Annotated in this window: 19 protein-coding genes; 15 read left to right on the top strand and 4 right to left on the bottom strand. The window is 35.4% G+C overall.

The genetic code is table 11. From position 1 onward, the window contains the following. Positions 1–31: 31 nt before the first annotated feature. The 8 genes from Q4496_RS14120 to Q4496_RS14085 all read left to right on the top strand — a co-directional run bounded on the left by Q4496_RS14120 (position 32) and on the right by Q4496_RS14085 (position 5,756). Positions 32–544, top strand: coding sequence for a cupin domain-containing protein (locus Q4496_RS14120; RefSeq protein WP_303602790.1), 513 nt, complete (start codon positions 32–34; stop codon positions 542–544). 292 nt (positions 545–836) lie between these two features. Further along, a complete protein-coding gene (locus Q4496_RS14115; RefSeq protein WP_303610689.1) occupies positions 837–1,925 on the top strand; it encodes a hypothetical protein in 1,089 nt (362 codons plus the stop codon). A 139-nt stretch (positions 1,926–2,064) separates the two neighbouring features. Beyond that, positions 2,065–2,442, top strand: a complete 378-nt coding sequence (locus Q4496_RS14110; RefSeq protein ID WP_252727334.1) for a hypothetical protein — start codon at positions 2,065–2,067, stop codon at positions 2,440–2,442. After that, positions 2,439–2,789, top strand: a complete 351-nt coding sequence (locus Q4496_RS14105) for a hypothetical protein (protein WP_215971575.1) — start codon at positions 2,439–2,441, stop codon at positions 2,787–2,789. The genes Q4496_RS14110 and Q4496_RS14105 overlap by 4 nt, the downstream gene beginning before the upstream one ends. Before the next feature lie 172 nt (positions 2,790–2,961). Beyond that, positions 2,962–4,113, top strand: a complete 1,152-nt coding sequence (locus tag Q4496_RS14100) for an acyltransferase (protein WP_303610688.1) — start codon at positions 2,962–2,964, stop codon at positions 4,111–4,113. 150 nt (positions 4,114–4,263) lie between these two features. Continuing rightward, entirely contained in the window at positions 4,264–4,968 is a 705-nt protein-coding gene (locus Q4496_RS14095; protein WP_215971573.1) for a sigma-70 family RNA polymerase sigma factor, read from the top strand. After that, positions 4,940–5,221, top strand: coding sequence for a zf-HC2 domain-containing protein (locus Q4496_RS14090; protein WP_215971572.1), 282 nt, complete (start codon positions 4,940–4,942; stop codon positions 5,219–5,221). Before Q4496_RS14095 ends, Q4496_RS14090 begins: the two co-directional genes overlap by 29 nt. Positions 5,222–5,255: 34 nt before the next feature. Then, positions 5,256–5,756, top strand: a complete 501-nt coding sequence (locus Q4496_RS14085) for a DinB family protein (RefSeq protein ID WP_215971571.1) — start codon at positions 5,256–5,258, stop codon at positions 5,754–5,756. 151 nt (positions 5,757–5,907) lie between these two features. On the opposite strand, the gene Q4496_RS14080 is transcribed toward Q4496_RS14085, so the two are convergent. Both Q4496_RS14080 and Q4496_RS14075 read right to left on the bottom strand, forming a co-directional pair. Beyond that, positions 5,908–7,680, bottom strand: coding sequence for a lysophospholipid acyltransferase family protein (locus Q4496_RS14080; protein WP_303610687.1), 1,773 nt, complete (start codon positions 7,678–7,680; stop codon positions 5,908–5,910). A 56-nt stretch (positions 7,681–7,736) separates the two neighbouring features. Beyond that, positions 7,737–8,051, bottom strand: a complete 315-nt coding sequence (locus Q4496_RS14075; protein ID WP_303610686.1) for a hypothetical protein — start codon at positions 8,049–8,051, stop codon at positions 7,737–7,739. Between the two features lie 561 nt (positions 8,052–8,612). Here Q4496_RS14075 and Q4496_RS14070 point away from each other — a divergent pair. Then, positions 8,613–8,756 (top strand): hypothetical protein, encoded by a 144-nt coding sequence (locus Q4496_RS14070; RefSeq protein ID WP_215971568.1) that lies wholly within the window; start codon positions 8,613–8,615, stop codon positions 8,754–8,756. Between the two features lie 23 nt (positions 8,757–8,779). After that, positions 8,780–9,139 (top strand): hypothetical protein, encoded by a 360-nt coding sequence (locus Q4496_RS14065; RefSeq protein ID WP_215971567.1) that lies wholly within the window; start codon positions 8,780–8,782, stop codon positions 9,137–9,139. Positions 9,140–9,238: 99 nt separating this feature from the next. Here the strand turns inward: Q4496_RS14065 and arfA are convergent, their stop codons facing one another. Both arfA and Q4496_RS14055 read right to left on the bottom strand, forming a co-directional pair. After that, positions 9,239–9,439: a ribosome alternative rescue factor ArfA gene (arfA, locus tag Q4496_RS14060; RefSeq protein ID WP_215971566.1), complete on the bottom strand. Its 201-nt coding sequence runs from the start codon at positions 9,437–9,439 to the stop codon at positions 9,239–9,241. Positions 9,440–9,692: 253 nt separating this feature from the next. After that, the gene (locus Q4496_RS14055) at positions 9,693–12,233 is read right to left on the bottom strand and encodes a TonB-dependent siderophore receptor (protein WP_303610685.1); all 2,541 of its coding nucleotides are present in this window, start codon (positions 12,231–12,233) and stop codon (positions 9,693–9,695) included. A 584-nt stretch (positions 12,234–12,817) separates the two neighbouring features. On the opposite strand from Q4496_RS14055, the gene Q4496_RS14050 reads away from it, so the two are divergent. The 5 genes from Q4496_RS14050 (at position 12,818) to Q4496_RS14030 (ending at position 16,928) form a co-directional block, all read left to right on the top strand. Beyond that, positions 12,818–13,165 carry a DUF2282 domain-containing protein gene (locus Q4496_RS14050; protein WP_303610684.1) on the top strand — a complete coding sequence of 116 codons (348 nt, stop codon included), beginning with the start codon at positions 12,818–12,820 and terminating at the stop codon, positions 13,163–13,165. Further along, on the top strand, positions 13,155–14,099 hold the full coding sequence (locus tag Q4496_RS14045; RefSeq protein WP_303610683.1) for a DUF692 domain-containing protein: 945 nt from the start codon (positions 13,155–13,157) through the stop codon (positions 14,097–14,099). The genes Q4496_RS14050 and Q4496_RS14045 overlap by 11 nt, the downstream gene beginning before the upstream one ends. After that, a complete protein-coding gene (locus tag Q4496_RS14040) occupies positions 14,092–14,919 on the top strand; it encodes a DNA-binding domain-containing protein (protein WP_303610682.1) in 828 nt (275 codons plus the stop codon). The genes Q4496_RS14045 and Q4496_RS14040 overlap by 8 nt, the downstream gene beginning before the upstream one ends. A gap of 35 nt (positions 14,920–14,954) precedes the next feature. Continuing rightward, positions 14,955–15,503, top strand: coding sequence for a DoxX family protein (locus Q4496_RS14035; RefSeq protein WP_215971561.1), 549 nt, complete (start codon positions 14,955–14,957; stop codon positions 15,501–15,503). 183 nt (positions 15,504–15,686) lie between these two features. Then, positions 15,687–16,928 carry a sodium:proton antiporter gene (locus Q4496_RS14030; protein ID WP_215971560.1) on the top strand — a complete coding sequence of 414 codons (1,242 nt, stop codon included), beginning with the start codon at positions 15,687–15,689 and terminating at the stop codon, positions 16,926–16,928. Positions 16,929–17,124: the final 196 nt, after the last annotated feature.

Here is a 17,124-nt window from a genome sequence, read left to right as displayed (position 1 = left end):
CTAAAACACCACTAAAGGTAATTAAACGATTATGAATAATGCCGTCCCGAACTTAACTAAAGAGCAAGTAATTGAACAGTTATTATTAGAACATCATTTTGAAGGAGGGTATTTTCGTCAGACATTTAAGGCCAATCATAGAGATAAAGTCTGTACTGTGCGTGGTGAAAGAACAACGATGTCGGCAATATTTTATATGTTGACTGAAGATAATCATATTGATCACTTTCATACCAAGTATTCGGATGGTATTGAGTTTTATCATATGGGAGCGCCAATTACTTATCATATGATTTACCCTGATGGGCGTTATAAAAAAGTGGTGGTTGGCCCAGATATAGTCAATGGTCAGCAATTACAACTTGCCGTTCCTGGTGGCACTTATAAAGCTGCCGAGTTAACTTCTGGTTCATATGGTTTAGTAAGCGAAGCTGTAGCACCAGGTTGGGAGCAAGAAGATATGATAGAAGTAAGTCGAGAAGAATTACTCAGTAAATTTCCTCAACATAAAGTTGTGATTGAGCGTTTAGCAAATAAAATGTAGTGGAGCAGTCGTGTAGGTTTAAATAATACATCGTATTAGCATTGTTTTTTTATATTTGTAATGAGTAGCAACGTCGAGTCATAGCCAATATCATTGATTCTTCGTTTTATCCTTATTATTGCGATAAGTTATACACTTATACTGCTAAAACGTCGTTTTTATGACTGTTTATGCTCACTATTATCTGTGCCATATGTTCGTTGATGAACTGATAATAAATATAATTTAATGCTTATCAAAATCAGGAATTTATGTGAAAATGTTATTAACTCATTCATATTAAGGAAAAAAAATGATTTTTAACCGTAAGATTATTGCACTAGCTGTAGCAAGTGTTTTGGCTTCATGTGCTGCGCCGCCGGTTGATAACACACCAAAAAATCCTACTTCTGTGATTACAGCAAAATTTAGTATTAATGGTTTATATCTACCAGATCACGCGGGTAAACAAACCGTATATACACGAGAAGATATGCGAGCAATACACCAAAAAGCTGAATTTGACAGCTTTTATATGGGATGGGCTAATTACGATACTACCAATATTTTCCGCATGACTGAAAATTTACTTTGGGAAGTTGATCATGATAGAGAAACTTATCGAGAATGTAAGTTAAGTGGCTGTACTGATCTTTTTGAAAATTTTATGGCGAAAACCCAAGCGTCTTCAGAAGAGGAAGAAGAATATGAAACTTATGAAGAACGTGGTTGTGCTGTAACATTAGATAAAAATGATTTTACTGTTGTTGCAACAAACAGTACGCGTCAAATAGGCGGTTTGCCCGCTCAAGAATATACGGCTACTTGGGTCACAGAGTTTAAAGATTCTGCAGGTAAAGTTGATCTTAACCTATTACAATTTGTATTTTGGACGACAACCCCAACAGCAGAAATGACCCATGCTTGGAAAGTGCATGAAAAAGCGACTGATAATTACCTTGATACTGTTGGTGATAATAATGCTTTAGTACGGTTACTAGGTAAAGATGGTTATAAAGCTATTAGCGCATTTAGTGGTGATGTAGAAAAAACAGACAAGATGCAGTTTAATAGCATAACTCAAAAGTTATCAACCATTGAAGGTTATCCGCTATCTGTCAAAATGGAGTGGTTTCAAAAAAGTGAAGCGTGCCCTGTAGCAAAGAAAAAACGTGCAGACAAACCACTGGATTTCTCTCAAGGCCTAGGCAACGCTGCAAGCAGCTTTTTGGGTAATATTATAAAAGATGAAGCGGATAAAATTGTTGATGGTGTTGTTGATGAATGGAAAAAAGATGCCCGTGTTCGATATATTTATGAAGTAACATCAGTCTCTGAAAAACAAATTCATGATAGTCAATTTAATATTCCACATGGCTATACCATTGACGATAGACAATAATTAGCACTAAAGGTTTACTATAAACGGTAAACTTTGAGCTAAGCACGAAACATTGAATACATTTAATAGCATTGCCATTTTTAAAACGATAAAAGTAGCAATGCTTTTTTTAGCTATTTTTTTAGGCTAATTGTAGTCAATGACTTTTCATCTTCAACAAGAAGTTAAGTATAAAGTCAAGCAGGGAATAATGAATTATTTACGTTGGATACGAAAGGTATATCCTGAATTAAAAGATACATCAGATCAAATTATTAACTCATATATTGAAGAAGCTAAGACTAGTACCGAATTTTTTAGGACATTTATTTATGTCTTAGGTATTTTGTTCTTTGTTATTCCATTTAACTTATATCTTTATATTTCTGATATTCACTCATTTGATAGGGTTTTGTATTGGTTGTTAGTTATTGCTTCATTTGGTGTTGGTGGTTTTGTCGAACTTTATTGTGAACAAAAGATAATTAAAAGACGTATTAAAAAAATAGTGATTAATCGTACTAAGGAGCTTGAATGAATTTTATGAAAATGTCGGATCAAGAAATATTAGCGATAGCGACTCCTATTATGGATAACTTGATGCAAGCATCGACAGATATTAATCATGCAAAACATGTTCAAGACTTTACTGATAGAGCGAAAGCAATTGTTACCAAAGAGCACCTAGCTTGGGTATGTGAAAAATATCAATCTGAAAAAGGTACCTGGGGAAAGCGAGAGCTTATTGCTGTGCTTAAACGTCCTGATTCAGCAGCTATTATCTGGAAACAGTTTTGCTCTAAAGTTGAAGGCGAGTATGTGGCTGAAATAGTATTAACGCACCAAAATGGTCGGTTTTTAGTTGACCATGCTATGGTGTTTTAATAACTAGCAGATAGTTAACTAAAAAGTGTTACTGATTCTTTTGATTCACTCGAAAATTTAGCCAATTATTGTTTATGTTTAACTTGCGTCATTAATGATGTTGTTGTTTTCATCAATAATTACTAGACCAAATACTATACCCGTTAACACGCTTTAAGTTGAAAGGTTCACAATGACATTTAACAACACCGTAAGGTTATCAGAATTAGATTGGTTACGAGTTATACTGATTTTTGCCGTATTCCTTCATCATGTATGTATGCCTTTTAATGGTGATAATTGGCACATTATGAATAATGACTCAAGCAAAGTACTTGATGATGTAATGGTTTATTTTGAGCAATTTAGATTACCGATCTTATTTTTTATTTCTGGTGTAGGTAGTGTAATTTTATTATCAAAAATAAGTGCTAAAGCGTTTGCCTTAAACAAGATAACAAGGCTTTTTATCCCTTTGCTAGTAGGGGTAATATTAGTGGTACCTCCACAGACTTACATTGAAAATATTACAGAGCTGCAATCCTACTGGCAGGAATTTCCTAAACTTGTGCTTAAATTTGAATCTAACCACCTTTGGTTTATCGAATATCTCATTGTTTTTGCTTTGCTTGCCATTCCCATTAATAAACTTTTAAGCACTAAATTTGGGGCGCTAATTATCAATAATGTCGTAAAACTGAGTACATATAAAGCCGGTTTGTTTTTACTTGTTTGTTTACTTATTGGGATAAAAATATACTTTTCTTTAACTTTTACCAGCGACGATAATAAAATTGAAAATTTATCATCGTCCACCTATTACTTCTTCTTTTTTATCGCGGGTATGGTCTTCATTCAAAGCAAAGATGTTTGGCAAGCGATAGGCGAACAGCGACTTTATAACTTAATGATATTACTGATCGCTACCATTATTTTTTATGCGTATTACTATTCACCCGATCTTAGTGAGTATTTATCCTTAGATGCACGTTGGTCTATTTGGTGGTTAGTTTGTTGTTTGGTGGCATGGTCGGCACTGTTAACTATTTTAGGTTATGGACAGTTTTATTTATGCAAAACTCCTCAATGGTTACGCCTTAGTAATGAATTAATTTATCCTTTTTACATCTTTCATCAAACAGTTATCGTGGTTGTTGGTTATTATGTCATTGGGTTGGAAGCACCAATAGTGGTTAAAATCATACTGCTATTCGTTTTATCATTTATTATTACCAGTGCAATTTGTCTCTTTATCATTAAACCATTTAATTCATTACGCTTTCTATTTGGCCTCAAACCCAAGAAGAGCTTGCCGCTATTAGCAGAAAATAGCCCGCTCCAATAAGGTTAAACAAGTTAAACCTAAGTTAAAATCGTCTTTTTAATGAACATTTATTTGTGTTTTTTATTAATTTTCATCTATATGAAATAAAACTCTGCTTTAATCGTTCTATTTAAATAACTATTTTACGCTCACTAATTTAAAGGTTATACATTGTTGAAAGTACACACCTCTGCGATTGTTGAGCAAGCGAAAGAAAATGAACTTATTGATAAGTTAATTAACAACGACGATTTTGCTTATGAAATCTTGGTACGACAGTACAGCGAAAGAATGTATGCTGTTGCTTGCCGTTTTTTTACTTCAGATGACGATGCACAAGAAACGTTGCAAAAAGCTTTTATTCAAGTATTCAAAAATATTGCTGCTTTTAAAAAAGATTCAAGCTTAATAACTTGGTTGCACCGTATTACAGTCAATGAAGCATTAATGTTGATAAGACAGAGAAAAAGACAAAACACTTTATCCCTAGAAAGCTTTACTCAGTATTACAATAAATACGGTGAGCGTACTGTTTTTAGTGCTAATTCTGTGCAAGGGCAAGAACAAGGGGTAATGGGAGGAATAGGGCATAATGTTGAGCAGTTATTTGAACAAAATGAACTAAAACTGTCGCTTAATGAACTTATTTACCAACTTCCTGATAAATATTGTAACGTTATCTTGCTTCGAGACATCCAAGAAGTAAGTACGAAAGAAACTGCGAATATATTAGGTATATCTGAAGCATCAGTAAAAACGCAACTTCATAGAGCAAGGCTGCTGTTGAAGGCTATTTTAGCGGAAAAAGATAAAGGCAACTTTGAAGATAATTGGAAGGTGAATTGGCATGTTAACGATCAGACGGTTAATGTCTAAATATGTTCCAGGTATGCTCACTTGCAAAGAAATTGACAGTTTTTTATATGATTTTCATGAAAATCAATTATCCTATATAGAGTGCTTAAAATTTAAACTGCATCTAAGTATGTGTAAAGAGTGTAAAAATTATGTCCGTAAATACGAAAATACCATTCGTATTTCTCAAGCTGAGTTTACTAATGCCGAGCCAGCTAAAAAAGTACCTGAAGAACTTATTAAAGCGATATTAAAAAGTCGAACGAAAAAATAGTATTAGTTAATTTAAACATTGGAAATAAAGAAAAATGATAAAAAGCCAGTTAGAAATTATTGAACAAGCTCAGTCATACCTCAATCAAGTATCCCAAGAGGATTACACCGCTATCATATCTCCTAACTTTATCAGTTCAGCTGGCTCCCATATTCGACATATCATTGATCATTACCTTGCTCTGATGTCAGGTTTACATAACAACGAAATTGATTATGATAAGAGAGGACGTGGTAGTTCTGTCGAACTACATCCAACACTTGCAATCGATAAGTTAAATGAAATATCTGATTGGATTAAAAGCCTTAGTGAAAGGCAATTAAACACGTTGTTGCCACTAAAAACTGAAGTATCGATGACCAGTAAAAATGTACAAACAGTACAAACCTCAATCGCCCGAGAATTAGTGTTTGTTGGTAGTCATGCTGTTCATCATTACGCTATGATTGCTCAAATATCGTTTGCCCAAACAAAAGCGCTGCCTCAAACATTTGGTTTAGCTCCCGCCACGGTAAGTTATATGAGAGCAAGATAAACTTTCGTTATTTGTGCAATGTGGTGATAAGGATAATGCTAACCGCTAAACTTTTTTTGAAAGAATAGGGCGTACTGAACTTTGTTTAAATCCACTATTTTGGTAAAACTAAGTTCATGATCACCCACTAAACTGCATTCATATATTCAAATTAATCAACGTCGCTATATTGTACGTACTCATCTTTACCGTCACCAAGATAAATCTTTAATAGTTTGTCAGGTGATCGAGGAAAGTCAACACTAAGTAGTAAGCCGGGGGTTTGATTGAAGTTTAAATCAATGCCCGTACAATGAAATTTAGCGCCAAGTTTATGGTACTTTTTCAATAATATAGGAATATCTTTACCGTCTTCTTCAATCGCTTTAACTAGCGACGATAGTTGCGAAATACCCACCGTTTCCTGATTCGCAAAATCTTTTACTTCCGGATGAAGCTTGCCAACAAACGCGGCTTTAGGCTGAACGCCATGAGCGTCTCTTACCATAATATCATTAATTAAAGCGACTGAACGTGGGTCATATAATTTACTTAACGATACCGTGCCATATAACGTTCTATAACGCGGGTTCTGACAAACAAATGCGCCAATACCTTTCCACAATAATAATAAGCCATATAAGCTATTTTGATACGCTTCTATAATAAAAGAGCGCCCCATCTCTAAACAAGGTTGCTGCTGATTAATAAACTCAGGTTGAAAATCAAACATTTGTGAAAGGTAGAGCTGTGAAATATCCCCGTCTTTTTGTAAAAGATCTGTTTGACCAACGCGGTAAGCACCTATAATTTCTTCATTGTTATTTTCAAAAACAAATAAGTGCATATAAGTAGCATCAAATTTATCGGTATCACAAGACTCGCCACTGCCTTCGTTTAGTGTCCGAAACGTAATTTCTCGTAAACGCGTAATTTCTTGAACACAAGTGGGTATTTGATGTTGATAACCGTAGTAGACAGAATATGATTTAAAATCTAACAAGTGTTGCTTAGCCGGTAAGCGAGATAATTCCGCTTTTATTAATTCACTGTCAGCCTGAGGAATAACGTCTTTAAAAGATCCTTGTTCATCGTCTTCAGGCCATTGGCTGAGATAATCTTCGTCATTTAAATAACACTGTAATCGTATAAAATCATTCATTTTTTCAATACTACCAAGTTTTTTTAGCTGCTTAGGCTCAATTAAGTTTTTTGTTGTTAGGGTTATGCGGTGTTGCTGTAATTTAAGCATTTCACGAATTAGCATTAATAAACGAAAACGATAATAAATGCGTCCCATGCGGTGGAATAAAGCGCTATTAGTACCTGAAATAAAAACAGGTAAAATAGGGCTATTAGTTTTATTCGCAATTTTAACCGCAAGTCGGTTCCAATCACCGTCCGTTATTATTTTTTTATCCGAGTTAAAAAAAGACACGCGACCTGCAGGAAATATAACTAATAATCCATCTTGATTAATATGACTAAAACACTGTTTTATCGCAGAAGTATTAATGGGTGCTTTAGGTACTAACGGATTAGCAAAGATAAAATAGTCTTTAATTTCTTTAAATATTTGTAAACCAACATTGGCCATTATTTTGGTGTCAGCACGAAAGGCTGTGAGTAAATGGGCAATAATAACACCCTCAATCATACCGTAAGGATGATTACATACCACAATACATCGACCTGTCTTTGGGATTTTAGCGATTATATCTTCGCCACCCAACACCTGAACGCCTAACAATTTCAATAACTTTTCAGAGAATGCTTGTTTATCTAAACCGGGTAAATCAGAGGATTCGTAAATACTACGTAAGCGTCTAATACCTAACAATTTATCAAGCAAGGGAGCAAATAACTTAAGCACTGACCCAGCGAAGGAATTAGGTGCCATTGATGCTATTCGTAAGTCTGAACGTGTTTTATCTGTATCTGTCATAACGGGGTATAATGGGTAACGTAATTAAATTTTATAAGTGGTTAATAGTATATAAACTATGTTCGTCTTGACGTACCGAAGAATAACATAATAAAAAGGTCTTTTAAGTTTGCCTTTAGTAACCAATAGCTTAAGCTGTTTTGAGAATTATTAACATCGCTATTTACCGCTTTTGTAACTTTTTTTATCGAAGCATCATGTTGACGTTGATCATTTCTTTGTTTCATTGCCATTTGATGACGTCGTTCTTGAGCAATATTAGCCCGCTCAGCGAACAGGCTTCTAGACTCAACACTTAAATTCGATAACACACTATCCGAACTACCGGCTTTACCTTTTACCCTTGTTTTTGGTCTTGGCGTACTACACATATATCACCGCTATTCTTACCGCTTTAGCACCACTCTAGGTATATAAATCGTACCTAATCGAGTGATTCTAATTATCTAACATATTATTTAGATGCCCTCACTTTCAAGAAGGTTACAAGGTTATTGGCATTTTTAAATTTATCACATACTTTAAGTGCCCTTTATTATGAGGCCTTTTTATTTGTACAGTATCTAGGGCTTTGCTCATATTCAGATAAATAGGCTCGGTATTTTCATTCTCTGAACAGTATGGAGTATTAGAGAATCTATAAGTGGCAAAGCATTAAGTTATTTGTTAAAAAGAACTTAATGCTTAAAGTACGAAACTCGTGCACGATAAAATTGTTATGTGTTATTGGTTTCTATAATTAAGTATAGTATTTTATGAGGAAATATGTAGCAAATGTAGCCTTTGATATTCCATCACCAACATTTTAAGTTTCGGCTAGTGTATGTGAAGTTTTATATGCAATAGTCTTTGATTGTAACCTACTATTGCTTGTCTCTAAGTGATATTTTTGGGATTAATAATTTCACGTTTCGATATTATAAGGAAACAATATGATTAATGAATTGAAAAACTGGTGGCTATCGGTACCAAAAAATCAGAAAACTGGCTTAATTGTACTAGCATCATTTATTGGGTTGGTTTTTATTATGGCTTTTGGCGTTATTATAGGTTCATCTATAGGTAAAGCGCTCTAAAGTTTTCAGTAATGGTATTAGTAATGAATGATGATGACGTGGTACAAAGTTTTCTTAATGAAATCTGTTGTACATTTCCTGAAATAAAACTATTGATGGATGATCAAGACGAATCTATGACTACATCAAAAATGGAAGCCTTTGCTGATGCTACCTGTATCGCATTTGCTAACGGGAATATTGAATTAGCACAAAGATATTTATCTTATATGGAACAAAAGTTAATTGATGTTCATCCTAAAGAATTCGAATTTATTGATGTGTATTATGTTGAACACTTATTTTGGCAGGCGAGTAGGGTAACGAAAGAAATTGGTTGGCCACTTATTCCTCCCAAATTAAAAGCGTTATATCTAAATTTTCATGGCACAATAGCTACATAAGCCAATTAAAGTCAAAGGCATATCTTAATGAAGGATAATTGTTGGTTTATTCTGAACTTGTTTACTGGCTTTGAAAAAGCCCTATTTGATCACAGCTATTTAAGCGGCGATTAAATAGGACTCTTGTCCTGAATGTTTACTGTTACGCTTAAATGAACCTTTGCCTTTCTTCGCTTTTACTACTTGTGGTCTAAATAATTTAGACGTTACCATCGCTGCTAGTGCATTGTGTTTGATAACACCTCTGCCAGTATCTACGGTTGAATTAACCGTGTTTTTTGCTTTAGATTTTTTAGTCATGTCAGTCCTATATGTTACTTATACGTTGTTAAGAGATTAAAATAATTTTAATAATTTACTGCTTCAAATCAGCTCACTATTAAGATGGCGATTGTATGCTCAATTTACAAGCATGCAAGTATTATTATTGTAATTTAGTCTGTTTTAGCAAAATAAATATTGTCACTAAAGGACAAAAAAATAGCATAAAAAAACGCAGTAATTAACTGCGTTTTTCAGAGAGCCTTATTGACTTAATGAGTGATGTTAGCCATTAAAAACTAAAGCTTAATTTAGCATAATACGTTCTGCCGTCAAAGCCGTAAGGCAATGCACGTACAGGGTATTTAAAAGCACCATTGGTGATAAAGTTAAGTACTTCGTCTTCACCTAATTCGTCTGGTGTTTCGTCAAATAGATTATCAGCACCTACAGAAAGTGAAAACATTTCGTTAATTTTGTAGCTAACATTTAAGTCAACTAGCACAGCAGATTCTACGATACTGGTTGGTTTAAACGATCCTGTTGGTGAAAGCTCACCAGGTAATGAAATATGGTCATTACCGAAATATTTAACATCAGTTTCACCAAAATAATTAAAGCGTAGTGTTGCTATGTAGGCGTCACGTCCGTAATCGAAGGTTAGTGTTGCACGCTCGCCCGGTTGCCCGTCAGTTAAGAAGCTACGTTGTAGGTCATCTAAGGCAACAGTTTCAGGAATACCTTCAGAAGCATTCACATTATCAATGGTTGTATCGTTGATATTACCTGCAAATGTTACTGCTACGTTGGCACCATCAAGCTCGGTACGATATGACGCAATAATATCAACACCTTGTGTTGTTGAATCTACTGAATTTGAGAAGTAGTTAGCTTGTACAGCACCTGTTGCTTGAAGCGCAGCTACAGCATCAGCACTAAAAGCAACATCATCAGCAGATAGTAAACTACCTAAGTTGATACGGTCTTTAATCTCTACACGGTAAAAATCTACGGTTAATGATAATTCGCTACTTACATCATAAACAAAACCAGCACTTAAGTTTTTAGATGTTTCAAGCTCTAAACTATCAACGCCTAATGCACTTGGGAATGCTGAGCCTGTTGTTGCTGTGAATGATTGCGTTAATGTTCCGTCTGAGCCTAAGTTCGTTGTGAACGCTGTGTAGCCACTTTGTTGAAGAGAAGGGGCTCTAAAGCCAGTTGATACCGCTGCACGTACCGCAAAATCATCGTTAAATTCATAACGAGTGGCTAACTTACCAATGATGTCATCACCCGCATCAGAGAAATCTTCATAACGAAGTGCACCGCTAACGTTCCAAGCATCGTTAATCATAGTTTCAACGTTTGCATAGAATGCGTAGCTGTTACGGTCACTGTCGTTGGTTGCCTCTGGACGTAAACCGTTATAAGCCTGAAAACCACATTCAGCGAATTGCTCAGGGTCGTTAACCGAAGGATATGAGGTATCCATATTGGCTAAACCACACGCATAAGAAGATTCTTCACCTGCAACGATTTCGTAGTTTTCTTTACGATATTCAGCGCCTACTGACACATAAAGCGGTTCACTACGACCAATATCCACGATACCGTTAATATCAAGATTAACCGTTGTTTGATCGAATCTGAAACCACCAGAATAACCGCCAGATGGACCTGAATTCGCGGCAATTTCAGTATCGCTGGCTTCTGGGTTATTAAATAAATACTCGGCAGCGTAAGAGGCATTTAACGTATTACGAGAAGAAAAATCATATTGGTTCTCGCCATATACTGCTGAAACATCGTAAGTCCAGTCAGGGTTAATATCACCTTTTAAACCTACCGCAACAGACGTATCTTCTGCTTCATTATAAATGCGTGGTAAAAAACCATCGCTGTATACTTGTGTTACGTTTTTAGACGCTTCGTTAAAGTTACGGTAAAAGCCATTCCCTAACGCGGTGCGCTCAGAGTAGCCACCAAATGAATATAGCTCGTTATCGCCAAAAGGAATTGCCATATTATAAAAGAATGAAGTGAACTCGCTCGCTGAATTACCTTGGCCCCAACGTACTTCGTCAGATAAAGTTCCAGGCTCTACGTCAAGCGAACCACCAGTATCGCGCTCAGCACGATTAGTACCATCAGCATCACGGTATTCAAGTGATAAGTTAATAAATCCGCCATTATCGCCCAGCTCAAAACCACGGTTTAAACCGGTAGAAAGGGTATCTCCATCGCCTTCACTTGTACCGCCATATTGAACATAACCAGTGGTAACGCCAGTGGAGTTATTAAGTGATAAGTTAATAACTCCCGCGATAGCGTCTGAGCCATATTGTGCTGCAGCGCCATCTCGTAATACTTCAACACCTTTTAATGCAGTCAGTGGAATGGCGTTCATATCAGTACCAGCAGCACCTGCGCCAACTGTACCATTAAGCCCAAAAATAGACTGGTTATGACGACGTTTGCCGTTAATTAAGACTAAGGTTTGATCAGGTTGTAAGCCTCGCAATGTTGCTGGTCTGAATAAATCAGAGCCATCTGAAACTTGTGTACGAGAAAAGTTAAATGATGGTGCTGTTGCTTGTAAACTTTGTCCAAGTTCAGTAAAACCGCCTTTGTTTAAATCATCTGCGTCAATTAAATCGATAGGAGAAGAAGATTCTGTAGAAGTACGGTTAGATACGCGTGAACCTAATACAGAAATGCGTTCAAGGTTTTCAGCACTAAGCGCTTGTGACTCTTGTGCATTTACAATACTTGGTGCACTAATAGCTAATGTTATCGCTAGTGCTAATGTGTTTATACGGTAATTTTGCATAATCATGCCCCTATTGGTTTTTTTATTATATTTTTTATAATTGTGTTAGTTACACTGTGTTGGCGCTATCCTAGCAATATATGAGTATAAAAAGAAACGAAAAACCGTAATTATTTATTCAAAATATGTGAATAACTTTCTATGTATTGAAATTTAACCTAGTGTTGCCTTTAATTTAACCAGTAAAGTGTGCGAAATAAATAATCGCCTTTGAAGCATTTGTAGAAAAATGAATAATGAACAAGAAGGGTATTAATGAATAATTTTCACAAAACGGTAATAGTAAATAGTGATAGTTAATAATTGTTATAGATAAAGGCAGCTAATAAGGCTGATTCATTATAGACCCCGTTTTTCGTTGGCTTTAGATAATTTAATAAATACCTGCACAGGTTTTTTTTAGTGTTATTACAATTAAAAAAAATTTTTTGAAATTATTTGTTACAAGTTGAGGTCTCTTAAATTGCTAATACAGGGATATGACTTATCCTTAAGATACTTGCTTTTAGAAGGTAACGGTTATTAACTTTTTATTAATAGCTCTCGATTAAGCAAGAAAAATAAATTAAATCAGGAGTATACAAATGAAAAAAGTAAATTTAACTAAAGCTTTATTAGTGGGCGCATCAGTAGCAGTATTAAGTACAGGTGCAACGGCAGGTCCAAATAGCCAATTAAAAATTGCAGATGGTGCATCACCAAAAGTACAAGAGCAACTTACTAAATGGTTAGCTGGTGATAAAGTTCGTGGCCGTAAAGATAAATGCTTTGGTATTGCTTTAGCGGGTGAAAATGATTGTAAAGCGGGCGCGGGTACTAGTTGTGAAGGTACTTCAACGTCAGACTTCCAGGCGAATGCATGGACATATTCACCTAAGGGAACATGTGAATCAATTGTAACGCCGAATGGAACAGGCTCACTTGAAGGCTAATAATTTATATTATTCCCAAGAAAATTTTCCTCAGCATACTATTGCTGGGGATAAATTAGGTGCAGGCTTAAGTCTAAAACCTGAACATCTTGATGATATTTTATCGCTACCTGTGCAAGCACCATCAGTAAATAATAATCTTTGGTTTGAGGTACATACCGAAAATTATTTTGTTGCAGGTGGCCCACGCTTAAACTATTTACGAGCAGTTCGTGAAAACCATAACATCAGTTTTCATGGGGTTGGTGGTTCGCTAGGCTCTGATCATAAAGCCATGGCTGCCCATACTAAGCAAGTAAAAGCATTGATTAATGAATTTCAACCTATTTTAGTATCAGAGCATGCAGTATGGTCTAAGTCAGATGGTAAGTATTTTGCCGATTTAATGCCTTTGCCTCGAACACAAGATGCACTGCAATCATTAATTGATGGTGTTGATTGTTATCAGTCAGGTATTGGTCGGTCTATTTTAATTGAAAATCCAAGTAACTATTTAGATTTTATAAGTGATATGGATGAACCTCAATTTTTAGTTGAGGCTGCTAGGCGATCAGGTTGTGGCTTGCTTATTGATATTAATAATTTATATATCAGCAGTAAAAATACAGGTATTGATGCATTAAACTATCTAAAACAGATACCAGCAGAGCTTGTTGGTGAAATTCATATTGCAGGGCACGATCCCGATCCTACCCTGGGTCAATCATTATTAATTGACAGTCATGCAGCAGCAGTAGCACCACCGGTGTGGAAGTTGTTGGAACAAGCGTTAGGGTTATTTGGTCATAAGCCTGTATTGGTTGAACGAGATGCGAATATTCCATCATTTACAGAGCTTATGAAGGAACGCCAAATAGCTCAAAACTATTTAGAGCAAGACAAGGTGCTAAGAAACGTCAATGCAGCTGGTAATGAGGTGCTCGTTAATGAATAGCAATCAATATATCGATGCTTTTTCGCGTTATTTACGTCATGGTGATCTCAGTGTTATGGCACCTTTTTGTGAAAATTCAGCGCACCTTGAACGAATGGCCGTTTATCGTAATGGGTTTTATAAAGGTTGTGTTGATGCCTTAGCTGCTAATTTTCCTATGTGTGAAAAAAAATTGGACAATGATGATTTTAGAAAAATGGCGCGACTTTATGTTGACCATTTTCCACCAGAGCAAGGTACCTTAGTTGGATACGGAAAAAATTTCCCTGACTTTATTATCGACCTGCTTAAAGAGTTTGAATTTGAAAGTAGTGATAAGGTTGGGTTGACTGTAGCACAGAACTTTTCTGCCGACTTATACGTTAACTTAGCTGATATTGCGTATTTAGACTACGCATGGCTAATGAGTTTAATGAGTGCTGATTCTAATGAAACATTAACCATAGAGTATGTTACCGATTTAATTGAGCAAGAAATTGAGTTTACTGAACTTAATGTAAAGCTTAATCCGAGTGTGTTGTTGGTACATGTAAAAAAGGATGCTTTTTCTGAATGGATATCACTAAAAAAAAATAATAATGATGCTATTACAGACAGATCATCAATAGATGTTTTTGTAATGTTATGGCGTTTACAAGGTGGAGTACAAGCCCGTTTACTGTCTATTGCTGAGGTTGCACTTATGCAAGCTCTACAAGGTAAAGGTAGAACTTTGGGGGAGGCTTTTGATGCCGCTATTACGCTAGATGAAAACTTTGAAGTAAGTGATGCTTTTACTGCTTGCTTACAAAATGAGTTATTAGAAATTAACAGTAATTAAAAAATATAAATAATAAGTAAGATAAGGAAAAAAACATGAGCATGGTAAAAAAACTACAGTTATTGTACGTACAAATGGGTGAACAGTTATCAAGGTTTCTAGAGCCTTTAGCGTTATTATCTATTCGTTTTATGGTTGCAAAAGTATTTCTCGATTCAGGATTAAGTAAATGGGATGGTTTTTTACAATTTAATGTTGATAAATATGACCTATTTAAATATGAATTTTTTTGTCCAGATCCAATAAGGGATGGCGCATTACTTCTTTGTGATCCTCAAACATTAGACTATGTAGATGGCTCACTTACCGTAACAATAATTGAATTACTTGCTGTTGTGGCAGGTGTGGTTGAGGTTGTGCTACCAATATTATTAATTATCGGTTTATTTTCTCGTTTTGCAGCATTAGGCCTTATTGGTATGACAATGTTTATTCAGCTTGCGGTTTTTCCAACCTTAGATCATTGGATTAATCCTGCTTCTTGGTGGGCAGCTTCATTATTAGTCGTTTTTGCACGTGGCCCAGGTTTCTTATCTGTCGATAAGTTTCTTGGCTTAGATGCTAAACGTACCACAACGTATTAATGATTAAATTAACGTATGTAAACTAAGTAGCAAAAATAACCGGCCATGAGCCGGTTATTTTTTAAATAAAAGTTAATGATTAAACACAATAATTAATCAACCCATTCACTTAGGTTGACTTTTTAATAATGTCTATTATTCGCGGGGTTATCAAAGCCCTCGTTCACTCAATAGGAACTTCCAATGGAAATCGGATTACTCATTCTTCTTTTTGCCGTTAGCACTTACGCTATGCTGGCAAAAAAATTATCGACAACTATTATCACCGCACCAATGGTATTTTTGGGTATGGGGTTTATCGTGTCTCAACTAGGCTTGATTCATGTAGAAGATGCGCATGAAACTGTGTATTTGATCGCAGAAATATCGCTTGTAGTATTACTCTTCTTAGATGCTTCACAAATTAACTTACGTAGATTAAAAAGGCAGAATACTTGGCCTTTGAGGATGTTATTGCTAGGTCTTCCATTGAGCATTTTGATTGGTACCGGCTTTGCTTACTTATTTTTTCCAGAGTGGCCTTGGCCAATGTTAGCCTTAATTGCTGCTATTTTAGCACCTACTGATGCTGCTTTAGGGCAAGCGGTTATTAGTAATGAAAGTGTGCCTACAAATGAGCGACAAAGCTTATCAGTTGAAAGTGGCTTAAATGATGGACTCGCATTACCCATTATTCTATTTTTTGCCAGCATAGTTGCTATGGAAATTGGCTCTGAAGCAAATGGGACATCTTGGTTAATGTTTGGCTTTAATCAAATATTTGTCGGTATCTTTGTTGGTTTATTAATGGGTTGGTTAAGTGGTCGTTTATTTTTATATTCAGAAGCAAAACAAATAACCTCAAGTGTGTATGAAGGGATCGGTGTTTTAGCTCTGACTGGTATATCATACGTAATGGCTAGTTTACTGGGCGGTAATGGTTTTATTGCTTCTTTTGTTGCTGGTTTAGTTTTTGGTCATATTGTAAAAGGGCATTGTCGCTTCATTTATCAATTTACTGAAAGTGAAGGGCAAATATTAATATGGACATCGTTTGTTATTATTGGCTTAGGACTGCTTCCATCTGCTATAGAGCACTTAACATTGCCGGTTGTAGGTTATATTTTGGTCAGTATATTTATTGTTCGTCCTCTAGCTATTTACTTATCATTGCTTGGTACAAAAGCCAAAACATTAACGCGGGTATTTATGGGGTTTTTTGGTCCGAGAGGGCTGGCAACTGCACTATTTGCGCTAATTATTTCTAAAGATATTATTGGAGAGTATGGGCATTCAATATTAATAGTAGCGATTAATGCTGTGTGGATAAGCACTTTGATACACGGTATTGCAGCAGCGCCAATGGCTGATTGGTATGGCGCCAAAATTAAATTGTTAAAAATTAAGTCAAAAGCACAAAAAAAACTTAACAATCAAAATCAATAATAGTTTTCTTTAGTGACATCTAGGGGGATAAATATAAATATTTAGTTAGTTTTGCTATGTTTTTATATTATTGAATTATAAGTAGTATTTTTTATTTGCATCGCTAATGAAGTAATACTACTTAGCAATACTCTTTTATTGTGAAATTTTATTATCTAACGGCTTGTCTTATAACCGTGAAATAAATAATTACATA

The sequence above is a fragment of the Colwellia sp. 5_MG-2023 genome, assembly GCF_030547795.1.
In the GTDB taxonomy this organism is placed as follows: domain Bacteria; phylum Pseudomonadota; class Gammaproteobacteria; order Enterobacterales; family Alteromonadaceae; genus Colwellia.
Note: the sequence above shows the minus strand (reverse complement) of the source record. Positions and strands in the feature narration are given on the sequence as shown.

Excerpts from the sequence above, each read along its gene's own strand:
- Q4496_RS14120 (WP_303602790.1), top strand. The coding sequence starts at position 32 with ATGAATAATGCCGTCCCGAACTTAACTAAAGAGCAAGTAATTGAACAG.
- Q4496_RS14115 (WP_303610689.1), top strand. The coding sequence starts at position 837 with ATGATTTTTAACCGTAAGATTATTGCACTAGCTGTAGCAAGTGTTTTG.
- Q4496_RS14110 (WP_252727334.1), top strand. The coding sequence starts at position 2,065 with ATGACTTTTCATCTTCAACAAGAAGTTAAGTATAAAGTCAAGCAGGGA.
- Q4496_RS14105 (WP_215971575.1), top strand. The coding sequence starts at position 2,439 with ATGAATTTTATGAAAATGTCGGATCAAGAAATATTAGCGATAGCGACT.
- Q4496_RS14100 (WP_303610688.1), top strand. The coding sequence starts at position 2,962 with ATGACATTTAACAACACCGTAAGGTTATCAGAATTAGATTGGTTACGA.
- Q4496_RS14090 (WP_215971572.1), top strand. The coding sequence starts at position 4,940 with ATGTTAACGATCAGACGGTTAATGTCTAAATATGTTCCAGGTATGCTC.
- Q4496_RS14085 (WP_215971571.1), top strand. The coding sequence starts at position 5,256 with ATGATAAAAAGCCAGTTAGAAATTATTGAACAAGCTCAGTCATACCTC.
- Q4496_RS14080 (WP_303610687.1), bottom strand. The coding sequence starts at position 7,680 with ATGACAGATACAGATAAAACACGTTCAGACTTACGAATAGCATCAATG.
- Q4496_RS14075 (WP_303610686.1), bottom strand. The coding sequence starts at position 8,051 with ATGTGTAGTACGCCAAGACCAAAAACAAGGGTAAAAGGTAAAGCCGGT.
- Q4496_RS14070 (WP_215971568.1), top strand. The coding sequence starts at position 8,613 with ATGATTAATGAATTGAAAAACTGGTGGCTATCGGTACCAAAAAATCAG.
- Q4496_RS14065 (WP_215971567.1), top strand. The coding sequence starts at position 8,780 with ATGAATGATGATGACGTGGTACAAAGTTTTCTTAATGAAATCTGTTGT.
- arfA (WP_215971566.1), bottom strand. The coding sequence starts at position 9,439 with ATGACTAAAAAATCTAAAGCAAAAAACACGGTTAATTCAACCGTAGAT.
- Q4496_RS14055 (WP_303610685.1), bottom strand. The coding sequence starts at position 12,233 with ATGCAAAATTACCGTATAAACACATTAGCACTAGCGATAACATTAGCT.
- Q4496_RS14050 (WP_303610684.1), top strand. The coding sequence starts at position 12,818 with ATGAAAAAAGTAAATTTAACTAAAGCTTTATTAGTGGGCGCATCAGTA.
- Q4496_RS14040 (WP_303610682.1), top strand. The coding sequence starts at position 14,092 with ATGAATAGCAATCAATATATCGATGCTTTTTCGCGTTATTTACGTCAT.
- Q4496_RS14035 (WP_215971561.1), top strand. The coding sequence starts at position 14,955 with ATGAGCATGGTAAAAAAACTACAGTTATTGTACGTACAAATGGGTGAA.
- Q4496_RS14030 (WP_215971560.1), top strand. The coding sequence starts at position 15,687 with ATGGAAATCGGATTACTCATTCTTCTTTTTGCCGTTAGCACTTACGCT.